Annotated in this window: 14 protein-coding genes; all 14 read right to left on the reverse strand. The window is 36.5% G+C overall.

Going from position 1 to position 15,966, the window contains the following annotated elements; genetic code table 11:
* Window positions 1-3: 3 nt before the first annotated feature.
* The 14 genes from IGI97_RS08850 to IGI97_RS08915 all read right to left on the reverse strand — a co-directional run bounded on the left by IGI97_RS08850 (window position 4) and on the right by IGI97_RS08915 (window position 15,872).
* Complete coding sequence (locus tag IGI97_RS08850; protein ID WP_002382199.1) at window positions 4-915, reverse strand: ABC transporter permease; 912 nt, start codon at window positions 913-915, stop codon at window positions 4-6.
* Window positions 916-1,206: 291 nt separating this feature from the next.
* Entirely contained in the window at window positions 1,207-2,097 is an 891-nt protein-coding gene (locus tag IGI97_RS08855) for a metallophosphoesterase (protein WP_438738449.1), read from the reverse strand.
* A gap of 257 nt (window positions 2,098-2,354) precedes the next feature.
* A complete protein-coding gene (locus IGI97_RS08860; protein WP_029655936.1) occupies window positions 2,355-3,029 on the reverse strand; it encodes an AP2 domain-containing protein in 675 nt (224 codons plus the stop codon).
* Window positions 2,980-4,470 (reverse strand): helix-turn-helix domain-containing protein, encoded by a 1,491-nt coding sequence (locus IGI97_RS08865; RefSeq protein ID WP_438738451.1) that lies wholly within the window; start codon window positions 4,468-4,470, stop codon window positions 2,980-2,982. The genes IGI97_RS08860 and IGI97_RS08865 overlap by 50 nt, the downstream gene beginning before the upstream one ends.
* Window positions 4,471-4,881: 411 nt before the next feature.
* Window positions 4,882-6,138: an NADPH-dependent oxidoreductase gene (locus tag IGI97_RS08870; protein WP_048949599.1), complete on the reverse strand. Its 1,257-nt coding sequence runs from the start codon at window positions 6,136-6,138 to the stop codon at window positions 4,882-4,884.
* Between the two features lie 18 nt (window positions 6,139-6,156).
* Window positions 6,157-6,765, reverse strand: a complete 609-nt coding sequence (locus IGI97_RS08875) for an NADPH-dependent FMN reductase (RefSeq protein WP_002357907.1) — start codon at window positions 6,763-6,765, stop codon at window positions 6,157-6,159.
* A gap of 26 nt (window positions 6,766-6,791) precedes the next feature.
* Complete coding sequence (locus tag IGI97_RS08880; RefSeq protein ID WP_438738453.1) at window positions 6,792-7,727, reverse strand: FAD:protein FMN transferase; 936 nt, start codon at window positions 7,725-7,727, stop codon at window positions 6,792-6,794.
* 219 nt (window positions 7,728-7,946) lie between these two features.
* Window positions 7,947-8,837 carry a helix-turn-helix domain-containing protein gene (locus IGI97_RS08885; protein WP_002382193.1) on the reverse strand — a complete coding sequence of 297 codons (891 nt, stop codon included), beginning with the start codon at window positions 8,835-8,837 and terminating at the stop codon, window positions 7,947-7,949.
* Window positions 8,838-9,021: 184 nt separating this feature from the next.
* A complete protein-coding gene (locus IGI97_RS08890) occupies window positions 9,022-10,350 on the reverse strand; it encodes an amidohydrolase (RefSeq protein ID WP_010825171.1) in 1,329 nt (442 codons plus the stop codon).
* Window positions 10,334-12,118 carry an adenine deaminase gene (locus IGI97_RS08895; protein WP_002401414.1) on the reverse strand — a complete coding sequence of 595 codons (1,785 nt, stop codon included), beginning with the start codon at window positions 12,116-12,118 and terminating at the stop codon, window positions 10,334-10,336. The genes IGI97_RS08890 and IGI97_RS08895 overlap by 17 nt, the downstream gene beginning before the upstream one ends.
* Window positions 12,094-13,158, reverse strand: a complete 1,065-nt coding sequence (locus IGI97_RS08900) for an ABC transporter substrate-binding protein (protein ID WP_002357914.1) — start codon at window positions 13,156-13,158, stop codon at window positions 12,094-12,096. Before IGI97_RS08900 ends, IGI97_RS08895 begins: the two co-directional genes overlap by 25 nt.
* Before the next feature lie 26 nt (window positions 13,159-13,184).
* A complete protein-coding gene (locus IGI97_RS08905) occupies window positions 13,185-14,225 on the reverse strand; it encodes an ABC transporter ATP-binding protein (protein WP_002413403.1) in 1,041 nt (346 codons plus the stop codon).
* 38 nt (window positions 14,226-14,263) lie between these two features.
* Window positions 14,264-15,043, reverse strand: a complete 780-nt coding sequence (locus IGI97_RS08910; RefSeq protein ID WP_002357916.1) for an ABC transporter permease — start codon at window positions 15,041-15,043, stop codon at window positions 14,264-14,266.
* Complete coding sequence (locus IGI97_RS08915) at window positions 15,036-15,872, reverse strand: ABC transporter permease (protein ID WP_002382189.1); 837 nt, start codon at window positions 15,870-15,872, stop codon at window positions 15,036-15,038. Before IGI97_RS08915 ends, IGI97_RS08910 begins: the two co-directional genes overlap by 8 nt.
* Between the last annotated feature and the right edge of the window lie 94 nt (window positions 15,873-15,966).

Consider the following 15,966-nt stretch of genomic DNA (forward strand, 5'->3'; position numbering starts at 1 on the left):
CCTTTATAAAATAACCGACCGACCATTGTTCATTTTTCTAGTAATGCGATCTGTAATGACTAATAAAACAATTGAAATAACGGAAATCCCTAAACCAACTGCCGTCGCATAAGAAAAGTCCCCTTGCGTTAGCCCCATACGATAAACAAATGAATTAATTACTTCTGATTTGTTTTGGTTTTGAGCATTCATTAAAACCAACGTTTGATCTAAGTTCGATCCCAATAAACCGCTAACATTTAAAATTAAGTTCAACGAAATAATCGGCGCTAATAAGGGCAAAGTAATCGTTCGGATTTGTGTTAATTTTGAAGCACCATCAATTCTCGCGGCTTCATAAAACGTTGGATCAATGCGAGACATGCCAGCAAGATAGAGAATCGTGCCCCAACCTACTTCTTTCCACAAATCAGAAAGAACAGCAATCCACCAATACTTATCAGGATCTAACAAATGATTGACGCCCTGATTCATTAAGCCTAACGACATCATGACTTGGTTGATAAAGCCATTTGTTGAAAGCCACGAAATCAACATCCCGCCTAAAACGATCCAAGAAAAAAAGTGCGGAATATAAGAAATTGTCTGAATCACTTTTTTTAAATGGCCATCTCTCATTTCAAAAATCATTACCGCTAAGATAATCGGAATAGCGAATCCTAAAAAAAGTTTCATTAAACTAATCGCTAAGGTATTACGAACTGCTTCCCAAAAAAAACTATCTTCCATAATGATTCGAAAATTTTCAAGTCCAACCCATGGTGCAGAAGAAACCGTATCAACAATCGTATAATTTTTAAAAGCAATGATAATTCCATAAATTGGAATGTAGTTAAAGACAATCATGAATGCTACACCCGGAAGTACCATCCAATGCAATTGCCGCTGATCATAAAACTTTTTTAGTTTTTTCATAAGCAGGGTTCCTTTCTTTTTAGTGAAACGTTTCTACAAACAGATTATACATTCACTTCAAGCGGTTGTAAACCCTTACATTATGGTTTTATTTAAAAATAACAGCATTAAAAAGCGCTATAGACCATTTATAAAGAAATTATTTCCCCTGCTTCTTTTTCCATAAAAATACTCTTTTATAGATATTTTAAAGTATTTTATAGAAACGTTTCACCAAAATATGAACATCTTTTTCTTAAAAATAATTCTGTTAAATAACAGAAAAAAGTCTGGTCAATCCGACCAGACTTTTTAAATATAGATAGTAAAATGTGTAATTTCAGGGATCACCCCAAAACGGGCATGAATGGCGGTCGTTCCTAAGCCTGTATTAACATATAGTTGCGTTTCTTGGTCCAACTGATACAATCCTCTGGTATACTTTTCTGCTAAAACATTTGTGATTGGATAAAAAGGAATCCAAATTTGTCCGCCATGGCTATGTCCTGCTAAAACTAACTGTGTACCCGTACAAACAAATGCATCCGCGACATCTGGTTCATGGGTCATTAATAACGCATAGTCATACGTTTCTCGATAGGATAATGTTTCTGAAACGGAAGGATTTCCTAATAACGAGTCATCTAAACCACCAATAAAAAGACGGCGTCCATCTGCTAAGGTTACTGTTTCTCCTTGGTTTTTCATAACGGTAAATCCACTGGCCTCCATGACTTCATCATACACCGCAGAAGCACCGCCACCATAATCATGATTTCCCCAAACTGCATATTTTCCAATTGTCGCTTGTAACTGTTTTAACTTTTCAATCATCGGTTCTTTTTGTTGCGGATTTTTGGCATAATTGTCAAATAAATCACCTGTAAAAACGATAATATCTGGTTTTTCACGATTGACTTTTTTTATGACTTTATCTAACCGCTTCGTCTCATAAAATTCTGAAACTTGTATATCCGAAAGTTGCACAACATTCAATGGTTCTCGTTGATTTTTCTTTCCCAAAGTCACCTGATTAACGTGAACTAAATTTGGCTCAATCTTCCACGCATAGATTGGGAGTGCGATAATTAAGAAAAAAAATAAGAGCATTATACTTAAACCAATTTTTTTAACCACATCACTCGCTCCTTTCTTTTCTTTGATTTCCGAAGACTTAGTATAGAGAAAAATCTTCTTAACCACAATCTAAAACAAAGGAAATTAAGGCTTTGTTAAACAACCTAAAGAATTTCCACAATCTCTTATCCTTTTCTTAGCTTTTTTATAAAAAAAGCTAGATAATTTCATCTGTCGATGAAATTATCTAGCTAGAACATTCTTCTCTTAATGATGATGTTTTCGAAACGTTTGATAACCAATTAAGCAAAATAAAATCCCCAATAAAATCATTCCAGTTACTGAAAATAAGCCTGCTAACATCTTTCGCATCCTCTCTGTTGCTAAACTTCCTTATTTGTAGTCACTATTTCTTGTTGTAAAATTGGTTGAAATAGACGACGTTCTGCTAATTTTCTTGCTAAAATTGCTTCACTTTTTTTCGTAAAGATACCTAAGTTATGGCGCTTGCCTTTCAAAGAGATATAAGCCAGCCATTTCCCAGAAGCGGTCTGGCTCACTCCTTTGTGTCCGCTGCTATTATTTTTAGGGCGTTTACTTTGCAACTTCCCTGGAATTACACCAGCAACTCTTTGTCGGTAATCCTTCTTTTTACGATGACCGCAACTTTTGGTATGGCCATTCAACAAATTTTCACAGCGAACCCAGCAAGATTGTCCGCACGAACACAGACAATACGCTTTCATTGTCTGTTGAATACTTTCAATCCGTACCACGATTAATTCATGATAGTTTTTTTTCAACATTGTTTGATAGCGATGGTGCGCACATTTGGTTCGATACCCACGAATTAGTTGTCTTCTTGAAGCTTCTGCATAGCTCCCACAAGAACAGCGACAGGCCCAAACAATCAGCCCTTCTTTTCTTTTTGCCGTTGGTGCTACTACTGTCAACTCACCAAACTTTTGACCAGTTAAGTCTTTATAGTTAACTGCTTGTCTCAATTGACTATCCTTCGTATTCTTGTTCTCGCCACATCTCGATTGGGTCTCTCTCATAGTGCTCATTTTTCTGAGTCTCTCCCTTTCTTAGTTCTCTGACTACCTCAGCAAATACTTGCCAATCTTTTGTTTCCGGCAAATGACGCCATGTCAATTGACGACACCGTACTTTCGAACTATAAAAATCGGACAAATACAAATCGGTTTCTAAGGTTAATTTGTGATCAATCATGACATCCATATAATTGAAAGAAGCAATAATTTTTGCAATAAAGCGGTTATAATCCTCCCCACCAGAAAAATCAACAAATACATGAATCGTTTTTTCAATTGCGCAAAAAGACCGATCATTTAACAAACAAAACATAAAATCATAATATAGATGCACGCGTTCATACATTAAAAATCGTTTTTGATGCAGCGACTCTGTCTTTTGTATAAAACCATCTAATGCGCGATGAATTTGAGGAAACCGCTCTTCAAAGAAACTGCTCTGCTTGGCGGGAATAAATGCAGCCACTGAAAAGTATAGGCGGTCCCAGCGATAACAAATCAACTTTAATTTTTCTTTTGTTTCCACCGTAATTCGCTTTTCAAAGAAAGGAATAACACTATTCATATGATCAATAAATTCGTCTAACATGGTTAACTTATCCGGAAAAACAATCGGACTATCAATGTATTCATTTAAACTTAAAAAAAGAAAAATATATGAAGTCTCTTTGCCAAAATCCTCTTTAAAAAGAGGCGTTTCGCTTGTATAAATTTTTTCAAACGCATGCTGTAAACAGCTAGGCACATGAACTTCCGTAAAAGAGTCCACTACATGATCAGAAAATACACGAAAACGTTGGATCGTTAAAAGAATAAATAGTTGTGCGCTTTGATTAAGACTAAACGTTCTTTGATACATCAATTGTAGATCGTTTATAAATCGTTTAATGCCAGGACTATTTTCCAGCAAAATGTTAGGCAGCCTTTCTTGATTACTTCCATAAAAATAATACAAGCATTGAAAACAAAAACTTCGGATATTTTTCTCTTCTCCAACCAAGCCTGTTGACTTTAATTTAATATGCCAATTAGCTAAAATCAGATTTAGTTTATACGAGAAGGCATAAATTTTGCTTTTGCTCATAAAATGAATTTGAGAAAATTCTTGAATCGTGTGCTTTTGATAGAGGCCCACATCAAGAAGCAACTTGGCCATTAGTGATTGATCAAAATAATATTTTCTTAAGGCTTGATAATCAATTTGCGATAATTTTTGCGCACTAATCAGTCCTTTAGCTGGAAAAATAATTTGACTCCTTGAAGAAATCTGTGTACATTCATAATTTATTTGACGGCACAACGATTCTAACTTTTGAGTGGATAAATCAAAATATCCATAAAATTCTTCTTTTAATAATGGACCTTCACTATTCATAAAAGTTTGATAAATAAGTAATTTATCTCGGAATTCTTGGTCTAATAATTCATCTAACAAAGTAGTCACATTTTCAACTCCAAACTATCACGCCTTAAGTATCTATTTTTTTGACAAGACGTGAGTGTCAATCTTGCTTATTTTTTCCACAAATTTAAAAATGATTCTTTCAATATTTAGGAATCTTCATAGAAAAGTATTATTTTAACCAAAAAAAGCCCCCTTGCGTCACCAAGGAGGCTTTTTTTGTTATTTTTTTACTTTAAATTTAAAGAAAAGCTGATTTGTTTGACTAATTTTCTGTTTCTTTTCTAGCCTATTCGTCAAAAATGATTGAAACTTTTGGTTCGTCTTCTATACTATCTTCCTATAAAGTTCTTACTCTTTTAAGTATCAGCTTCTGTCAATAAAAGTCCTCATTTGGCATTGCTAATCTGAATACAGTATGACTACTTGTTGCCGCTATTTTTTGCTGTTATTTTACTCTTTAATTGAAGCGCTAGAAACGCTGTCAACTGTTGGCTTTTCGGTCGCTGACTCTTCTTCATGGACTGATGCACTTGAGACACTATCTGCCGTTTCTGGCGATTCTTTTTTGGAGGCACCACTGACTGCATCGACGTTTTTTCCACCGACTAATTCTTGCCCAGTTTGTTTTAAATACCAATCAACAATTGGTTTAAAGTCTAAAATATACTCATTAATTCCCGCGTAATTTCCATTATCATCATACATCGCTTGATAGTTATGCACTACATAGGTATCTGGTCCGTGCATTGGAACATGAACGCGAATAGCATCTGTTTTTCCTGACCGTAATTGTTGAATCACCCATTCTACATTTTTCAATGCTTTTGGCGGATGGCAATTCGCTAATGGATTACCAACTTGTCCTGGTTGCCGTTTAGCAAACATTTCTTCAGCAGCCATTTTTTTATTGTAATATAAAAATTGATTGTTACTGTCTGCATAAGTCAATTCCATTGGCATTGATTTTAAGAAATAATTTAGCTGATCTACGGTTAAAATGCCTCGATCTAATTTTACATATGTGTCGCCTTCCACAGCCTGAACCGCTTCTGCTGCTTGTTCTACCCAATCATCTGCTGCCATATCAACCCCTTCGATCGTTGTTTCAATGGTTCCTTTTGCATGTAAATCCTCAGGTAAGTCTTTTGGCTTAGCTCCTTCTAATTTTGAAATCACATCAATGAATTCCACGAATTTTTGTAATGTGCTTTCTAAAAATTGACGTGTTCCCTCCGCAATTAAGTTGCCGTTTTCATCAAATGCTTCTTTAGCTTTTCCTAATAAAAACTCGTTTCCAGGCATCACGATTGCATTGACACCAGGTGCATCAAGAATTTGACGGAGATGTAATTGCGCACGTGAGGTTCCTTGATCATAATAAGAGCAACCAACAATCATTACTGGTTTATTTTCCAGCGGATGAATTTTGAAAGATAACCATTCTAACACACTTTTCAAACCGGCAGGAATGGTATGGTTATGTTCGGGCGTCGCAATAATTACGCCGTCTGCTTGTAAAATTTTGCGATTCATATTCTGAATCAAGACACTGTTCGTTTGATCCTTACTTTGATTAAACATTGGAATATCTTTAATTTCTAAAATTTCCAAGTCGAACATTTTATAAAACTCTTTGCCAATATATTGCAGTAGTAACCGATTATAAGAAGAATCAGCGTTTGATCCGACGATCCCAATTAATTTCATTTTATTCACTCCATTTCGTTAAATCGTTTCCCATGAGAAATTTTCTGCTTCTTTTTTATTTTGCGCATGCGCATGTTTCAGCTGTTCTGTAATTTCAATAAATACACAAAAATCTGCAAACAAACCAGCTAGTTTATCTATTTGTTCTGAATCTTTTAACGCATTGTTTTCATCAAAAGCTTGTAAGGAATGCGCTAATAGAAATTCAGAGCTTGGCATAATTCGTGCTTTCAATTCAGGAGCATCTAAAATTTGACGCAGATGCGCTTGTGCTCTAGAGGAACCTAACGTGCCATAGGATGCACCAGTAATCATAACTGGTTTATCAACAAACGGAAAAATCCCGTAAGATAACCAACTTAGGGCATTCATCAAAGAAGCCGGCACCGCATGGTCATATTCAGGTGTACTGATAATGACGCCATCTGCTGCTTCAATTTTTTCAGCAACCGTTTTAACTATTTCTGGCAAAACTTTGTCTTCTGGCTTGTTAAACATAGGAAAGTCAACAATTTCAACTAGTTCAATGTCAGCCTCCTGCGCAAAATAGTGTTGCATAAATTGCAAAAGTTGACGATTGGTTGATTGCTCTGAGTTCGTTCCTACTAAGCCGATAATTTTTTTCATAATGAGCTGTCCTTTCTTTTTCGGTTCTATGAATGGATAATGTGAAGAGTATCTGCTAACCCGCTGCTATATAAAATTTGCTGGTCTTGTGTAATGATGACTCCTTCAATCCCATCTAGTTGATTGAGGATTTCAAGCGCTTCTGGAATTGGATAACCAAATAAACGCGTTGTCCAAATCTCACCATCCACTGAAGCATCCGAGATAATTGTGATGCTGGCCATTTCAGTTTCCAATGGGTATCCGGTTGTCGGATCCAACAAATGGTGATAGACTCGCCCAGCTTCGGTTAAACTTCTTTCATAAATGCCCGACGTCACAACCGATTGATTAGCCACTTCGACAAGTAAGCTGATTGTTTCTCTGGATTTTTGCGGATTGCGAATACCAATTCGCCATTTTTTGTTTTGATGCGTAGAGGGCCCCAATGTCACAATATTGCCGCCCAGATTAATCAAAGCAGACGTAACATGGACTTCTTTCAAATAGGCAATTAGTAAATCAGCGATATAGCCTTTTGCTAAAGCCCCCAGATCTAATTTCATTCCTTCTTCTTCCAAAAAAACCGTTTGTTTTAAGGGATTTAAGTGAATCTTTTCTGGATTAATTTTTTTCAAACAGGCTTTAATTTCCTCGTCTGACGGGACACGGGCATCTTTAAAACCGATTCGCCACGTTTGAACTAACGGGCCAATGGTAACATTCAAATGACTAGCTGGATCACAACTATGTTTTTTCCCTAATGCAATTAATTGATACAACTCTGGATGAACGCTGACTGGTTTTTGCCCAGCTTGTTGATTGACAGCCATCAGTTCCGAAGTTGAATCATTTGCACTAAAACGTTGTTTATAAGTGATCAATCGTTGATGCACTTCTTCTAGAATTTTTTCAGGTTCTTCATGGTCTACAAATACATCTATTACTGTGCCCATCAAATAAATAGTTTGACTTTGTTGCACCTCAAGACTTCCTCTCCACGAAAGATTGTGTTTTATTTCACATTTATTCACAAATGAATCATACGCCTTTATTTGATGCCAGTCAAGTCGTTTATATATTTTTTTATATAAAATAACGACCTTAAAATTTTCATTTAAGGTCGTAACGTGTCTTGAACTCTTTTAAAAAACGCTTTTTTTATTATATTTTGAAAATAAATATATAATTTTCTATATAAACTAATTATTCTTAGATAAAATTGTTTCTTTCAATGTTTGAATTGCTTCCAACAAGATGCGATTTTTATTGATTTTTGCATACGCTCGGGCATCTTGTAGTAGTTCTAAAATTTGCTCTTGCGGCTTTTCTTCAGCTAAGGCATTTTTCGCAAGTTGGAAAGCTGCTCTTGCCAAGTAATACGTGACGTGATTATCAGAACAGATGGAAATCGCATACTCTAACAAAGCATCACTTGTTTCTAAATCGCCTTTTTCTGCATAAAAAACACCACAGTGAAAGACAACATTTAATACTCGCCAAGTATCTTCCATTGATTGAATAGTATAAAGATAAATTTCCTTGAAGACCTTATTGAAATAAAATTCTGCTTTCTCAATTTCGCCTTCTTTGGCATAGGCCATGCCAATTCCAGTAAAAGCTAACAAACGGTAAATATCGCTCGTGTATTTTTGCTCTTCAAACAGAAGTTTTTCAAAGGTAAATAAGCAATCCATCAACGAAGCATTTTGAAAAATCATGACAAAGCCTTGTAAATAATAATATTCTAATAACAGTTGGGAATCTTTGATTTCATCAAAAGGAATATTTTTTAAAATTGTTTGCAATTGGTCATGTTCGCTGGTAATCAAGAAGAATTCTGCTTCTTCCATTTTTTCAAGAATTTCAGGTTGTTTAATCCCTACGCGCGGGAAGAGTTCCCCCAAAGGTAGCTCTAAACGATTACATAGTTGGATCAATATTTTTAAAGTTGGGACTTGACCATTCTTTTCAAAGCGACTAACCGTAACTTGCGTACAAATCCCTTTAGCTAATTCACTTTGCGACAAACCACGTGCTTTGCGTTTTTCTATAAACCGTTGTATATTCATTGCTTTTCCTCTCATTCTCATCTTCTCAAACTTACTATAATACAACTTACCTTAAAAATATATATAGAAAAAGAAAAATGTTTATAACAAAAAAGAACACAGACAACTCTTTCATTAAAAGTTTGTCTGCGCTCTATTAGAACCTGAATCACTAAACGTCAATCCAGCGTTATTTAATCAATCCGATACGTTCTACTTGCTTTGTTTAGAGAGCAGCTCTTTTTTTAGCTTCTTTCACAAACGTATTCATGGCCTGATATAATTTTTCCTTGATTTCTTTGAGATTAGCTTGTTGTAATTCTTTATTGGCAACTAACTGTTGACCGTTCACCCAAACAGCTTCAACATTGCTAGCATTTGCTGAATAAACCAACGCTGAATAGGCATCAAAAATCGGAAACATATTAACTGATTGCGTTTCAATTAATGTTATATCCGCTTTTTTGCCCACTTCCAATGAGCCGACTTGCTCCGCCAAGCCTAACGTTTTAGCGCCCCCCATCGTTGCCAGATAAACAATTTCTTTAGCAGGAAACAAAGAGCGATCTTGGTGTGCTGTCTTATGAAAATTCGCAACCATACGCATTTGGGTGAATAAATCTAATGTATTCCCACTACTAGGTCCATCCGTGCCTAAACCGACAATAATCCCTTGATCAAGCATTTGCTTAATCGGCGCTACGCCTTTGGCTGATTTAGTATTCGCACCGATACAATGAGCGACACGCGCTTTTCCATTAGTCGCAGCTAAACTCGCAAGATCTTCATCTGTTGCCAAAATACAATGCGCTAAAATAAACGGCTCGCTCAAATAACCCAGTTCTTCTAAGAAAGCAATTGGTGTTTTTTGATAGGCTTTTTCAAACTCAGCCATTTCATAAGTCATTTCAGCAACGTGCATGGTCACAGGAACTTGGTATTGCCGACTAAGTTCAATAATTTTTGTCAACACTTCTGGTGAATTGGTATTCGGTGCATGTGGCGCAAGTATAGGCGTAATCAACGGATGGCCTTGCCACTTGCGAATAAAGGTTTCCGCGTAAAAAAGACCGCCTGAAGGCTCCGGACTATCACAAGTGGGCATATCAATGATCGTCTCTCCGAGCAAAGCACGAACACTCATTTTTTCACAACTTTTAGCAATTTCATCTTCAAAATAATACATATCACAAAAGCTCGTAATACCACTCAGTAACATTTCAGCAATTGCATAATCACTACTGCATCCTACTAATTCTTTTGTCATGAATTGTTCTAATGGAAAAAGAAAACGCCGGAGTCGATCTGGCACATCGTCTCCTAACGAACGAAACGGAATCATGCCTACATGGGTATGGGTGTTAATCATCCCAGGTATTAAAATTCCATTTTGGCCATCGATTACTTGATTTGCAGCCACTCGCTTTTCATCAAGTGTGGTCATTGATGCTAATTCCACAATTGTGTCTTCTTCAATCACTAAATAGCCGGCTTTGATTTCTGAAAATTGCTCATCCATTGTTAGTATATGCACATTTTTAATGAGTGTTTTCATGCAAAAGAACTCCATCCTCTGGAAAAACTAATGGATAGAAACGTTGTGACTTCGTATCCATCATCCCAAAATCTGTCACTTTAATGGCTGGCGAGACAGGCAATGATAGTGTGGAAAAGGACATGATTTCATTCATATTTTGATAGCCTAACGCTTGCATAGCTTGTCGAACTTTTTGTAAAGAAGCGCCTAATTGTTCAATCGGTGCTTGCGATAAAATCCCACCAATTGGTAAAGGACAAGTTGCCATCACTTGCTGATCCGAAGCAACCAAATAGCCGCCTTGCATCGCTAATAATTCATTCTGCGCTAACAGAATATCCTCAATCGTATTACCCATCACCATTAAATTATGATGATCATGGGCCCAGGTTGTCGCAATGGCTCCTTTCTCGGAAAGGGGTTGATCCATTAAAGAAAAAGAAATATTGCCATTTTTTCCGTAACGTTCCATCACAATTAATAAGGCACAGTTGGCTTTTTGCCATTGTAACAACCCATTTTCAACAGGAATTTCTTTTGTAATTCGCTCTGTAAATGTACCAATTTCTTGTTTTTGAATCACATTACAACGAACTGTTTCTTTTGTTGTAGCCACCTTTAAAAGTAAATCTTCTTCTGTTAACTTTTTACATTGGATGGTTTGTTGGTAAGCGCCTGGAAACTCTTCAATTTTTTCTGGATAATGGAAGGGCTCACCTTTTTCAAAAACGACCTTTCCAGATTTATAAACCGTATTAATATCAAAACTTTCTAAGTCATTTAATAACAAAAAGTCAGCTTTTTTACCAGGTGCAATTTCGCCACGATCATGGAGACCCATTCGTTTGGCCGGCGTATAAGTTGCCATATAAATGGCTTTTTCGATAGGCAATCCTGCATGAACGGCTTTTTTGACATTTTCATTTAGATGACCTTTTAGCAAATCATCAGCCATCACGTCATCCGTGATAATACTTGCATAATTGTAGAAGTCATTGTCTACTATCACCTGAATGTTTTCAGGAGTGATTGATTTATTTTGAAATTGAATAAAGACGCCCGCTTCAATTTTTTCTTTTAACGTTTTAGGAAATTGATGGGTATGATCTGAAGTGATACCGCTATATAGAAAATCTGCTAACTCTTGATCTTCGATTTTAGGACAGTGGCCTTCTAAAGGCATGGTTGGTCGTTGTTTTTGACACAAATCGATAATTTGACGAATTAAAGAATCTGGCTCATAGGAAATCCCTTTAAAATTCATGGCTTCCCCTAAACAAATCACTTTTGGCTCTTTGAGTAATTCTGCTACTTCTGCTAAGCCGATAATCCCACCAGTTGTTTCTAATTCGGGAGTGGTCGAAGGAACCGAGGAAGGAATTGCGTGAAAGATATCTAGTTCTGTTTCAGCGGCCATAAAAGCTTTTAAGCCTTCTAAGCCAAATACGTTAGCCATTTCATGGGCATCGGCAATCACCGTTGTCACACCGTAACGCACTACTGCTTTGGAAAAAATAGTAGGTGTCGTCATGGAACTTTCAATATGCATGTGTGCATCAATTAAGCCGGGAATCATCCATTGATTCTCGGCATTAATTGTTTTTTTGGGCTGCAAATTGACGTTCTCTTCTTCATAAATGTAATAAAATTTATCATTTTTAATCGCAACATTTCGTTGAACGAATGTTTGAGTGACTGTTTGATACAGCCACACATTTTTTAGTAATACATCGACGTTCATTTTGTCCCTCTTTTCTAAAACTATTGATTCATCGTCCGATTCCATTGATCAATCCAATCCGCTAGTTGACTATTAATAAAATTAAAATCGACTGTTTTGGCACGTTCGGCAATGGCACCATATGTTTTATTTTTCGCTTCTTTTTCGCTTAGCGTTACTTGTTGATTTGTAGGTCCTTCATTTAATGAAATCGCTTTGGCCTTTTGTGATTCTTCACTAATCCGTGCGTTAACAAATTTAAAGGCGGTTTCTTTGTTTTGTGCTTTTTTAGGAATATTGACTGTATTATAGTTGGCATACGTGCCGCTTTCTGGGACGACATACGTCACATTTTCTGCTGCGCCTTGAATAATATCAACCGCAAAATCAGCAACCACAGCTGCTTCAATTTCACCAGATTGGAACATATTAGCTAAGTCTGACGATTTTGAATACGTTTTAACAACGTTTGGTTTTAATTCTTTCATCGCTTCAAAAGCGGCCTTCCCGTTATCTTTTGTAATATCTTGACCAGCATGTTCACTAGCAACGTACAACATTAAAGGACCTGCCGTCGTGGCAACGTCTGGAACAGAAATTTTACCTTTCAAATCAGCTGACCATAAGTCATCCCAGTTTTTAATTTCTTTGCCTAATTTTTCTTTGTTGTAAACAATCCCGATACTGTTTACAGCGATTGGTACGCCAGCACCACTTTCAAAAACCTCTTTTGCTCCCGGCGTTAACTGACTTAAATTAGGTACTTCTTTTTCTGTAATTTTTTCAAATAACCCTTCTTTTCCACCTTGTGCTGCATTTGCTTGTGCTAATTCAATGACATCAATTCCCGCATTGGGATTATTTTTTAATTTCGTAAAGCGGTCTGCGCTATTGCCTACTTCTAAGGTAACTTTCGCTTCATTTTCTTTTTCAAACGGAGCGATAATGTCTTTTTTGACAATATCTTCACTTAATCCGAAAGTTGAAACGACTAAAGCATTACTTCCACCTTTGCTCTCGCTTTTCGTAGTTGCTTCGCTGTTTCCACAAGCAGTCATTAATAACGTTGCAGCGACTAATGTCCCTAAAATTACGCGTTTTTTCATTTTTAAATCTTCCTCCAAAATGGTTTTTATTTTTCTAAAATAACTAATTTCTCAGCTGGAAAGGCCAAGTGAATGGTTTCGTTTGTTTCATATAACTGTTCACTTGTTCCATTAACCAGCAATGTACCTAACGCTGTTTCCACTTCATATTGATAGCTTTTCCCTAAAAATGTTCGGACAGCGACAGTACCTGCGACAGTATTAGTAGCAGCTTCTGAAACAATCTCAATGTCCTCTGGACGAATCGTTGCCACCGTCGTTGTAACATTTGGTTCAGGATTAGTCGTTTTCACTATTTGATTTGTTTGTGTCCGATAATGACCGGCTTCCATTTTTTCGACAGAGAAAAAGTTTTCAAAACCGATAAATTCAGCGACAAACTTAGTACGAGGCAAACGATAAATCGTTTCTGGTGAATCATATTGTTCAATCACGCCATTATTCATAATGGCCACTTTATCTGAAATAGAAAAGCACTCTTCTTGGTCATGTGTGACGAAAACAGTCGTAATGCCTAATTGTTGTTGAATCCGTTTGATTTCAATCCGCATTGCTACTCGCAATTTTGCATCTAAATTACTCAACGGTTCATCTAGTAGTAATAGTTTAGGTTCGATAATCAAAGCACGTGCTAGCGCAACCCGCTGTCTTTGACCACCAGATAATTGTTTTGGATAACGGTCGCCCAAGCTTTCTAAACCACATACTTTTAGCATTTCCGTGACTTTTTGGTCCATGGTTTGTTTGTTTTCTTTGCGTAATTTCAGCCCAAAAGCGACATTTTCTGCAATCGTTAAATGGGGAAATAACGCATAGCTTTGAAAAACCATCCCAAAGTTTCTTTTATGGACAGGAACCTTTGTTAGTTCTTCTTGGTCAACGAAAAACTGTCCGTCGTTTGGCTTAATTAATCCAGCAATCACTCTTAGCGTAGTCGTTTTACCACAACCACTCGGTCCTAATAAAGAAACTAACTCTCCTTTTTCCATTGAAATATTTAAATCTTTTAAAATATCTTGTTTTCCGTCATAGCTGACGCGAATATCTTTTAAATCCACAAAAGTCAAAATTTTCTCCTCTTTCTATCTCGTGCTTCTTCCATGTTTTAGGCAATGGAAGCTAGTCCCAACGTTTTTTCAATTAAAAACATTAAGCCCATTGTTAGTAGCATCAACAATACAGAAATTGCTGAAACAGTTGGATCATAATTGTATTCCATATAACTTAATAAAGAAGTAGGCAGCATCGTCACACCGGGACCTGATAAAAACATCGATACAGGAACATTGTTAAACGAATTGACAAATGCTAACATAAAGGCTGCAAAAATTCCTGAAGACACATTGGGTAAAACAATTTGAATAAAAGCTCGCAATCTTGTACAACCTAATGTCCAAGCTACTTCTTCCATTGAATAATCTAGTTGTTCCATACTTGACCCAACCACTCGAATAATATAAGGCAAACTAATTAAAAAATGCCCCATTAATAATCCTTGAAAGACAGGCAAACCTAATTTAATAACAATATATTGAAATAACGTATACCCGACCACAATTCCTGGAATCACAGTTGGGGATAAGAAAAAGCTTTTAATAAAGTTGCGCCCGCGAACGGAATAACGAGCCAGCGCATAGGAAGCCGGAATCCCTACTATTAATGCTAAAACAGTCGCTAATACCCCAATCAACAAGCTTAACTTAAAACTGTCCATAAACGTTTCCGATTGTAAGGCTTTGGCGTACCAATCTAAAGTAAAGCCTTTAATCGGAAATTGAATCGCTGCGGCTGTTCCAAAAGAAGTCACCACAATCAAACATAATGGTAAAAATAAAAACAGAAAAACTAGAATTGCAATAACAGATAGTCCTTTTTGCTTACGCATGATTTGCTTCTCTCCGATCTACTTTCTTAGCGACCATGTCTAGGCCTTTCATCACAATTAATGTTGTTAAAATCATAATAAATGCAAGAACACTCGCCGATTGCCAATCACCTAAAGTATTAGCCTTTTGATATAAGAAGGTCGACATCATCATTTTTTGGTTACCACCTAACAGCTGTGGCGTTGTATAAGCCGTTAAAGTTCCTGTAAACACTAATATACTTCCTACGATGGTGCCTGGAATTGATAAAGGTAAAACAATTTTCCGAAAAGCCGTCATTGGATTGGCGCCTAGCGTCTCAGCCGCTTCTAGCATTTCTCCTTCAATGTTTTCCATAACCCCAACTAAGGTCATAATCATTGTCGGTAAAAATAAATACACTGAACCGATAATAATTGCAAATTCTGTATACAATAAATTCAGCGGTTGCTCAATTAAGCCCGTTTTTAATAACAACGTATTCACTACACCGTTTTTTCCTAAAATGTTAATCCAAGCAAAACTTCGAATAACTGAGTTGGTTAATAGTGGAAACAAGGTCATAGCCATTAAAAAGCCACGCCATTTTTTGGAAACTCCAGCAATAAAGTATGCCGTTGGAATGCCCAACACGATTGAAATACCCGTCACAATTAACGAAACTCTTATCGTTCGCCAGAAAATTGAAACATTATAGTCATCTTTAAAAAAAGTAACATACTGATTTAGTGTCAAGCCATGATCAGTAAAAATGGTTGGCAAAATGCTAGTAATTAATGGAATCATTAAGAAAAATAATAATAGTACTAGCCCCGGTGCCACAATTAAATAAGGAACTTTCTTGTTCATTCGTACACTCCTCGTTCGTTTTTTCACTTCATCAGTATACGCAAGGAAAACGTATATTTCAACACATTTTCATCTTTTTGTTCGTTTTTAAACC

The organism is Enterococcus sp. DIV2419 (assembly GCF_051711865.1).
Classification (GTDB): Bacteria; Bacillota; Bacilli; order Lactobacillales; family Enterococcaceae; genus Enterococcus; species Enterococcus faecalis.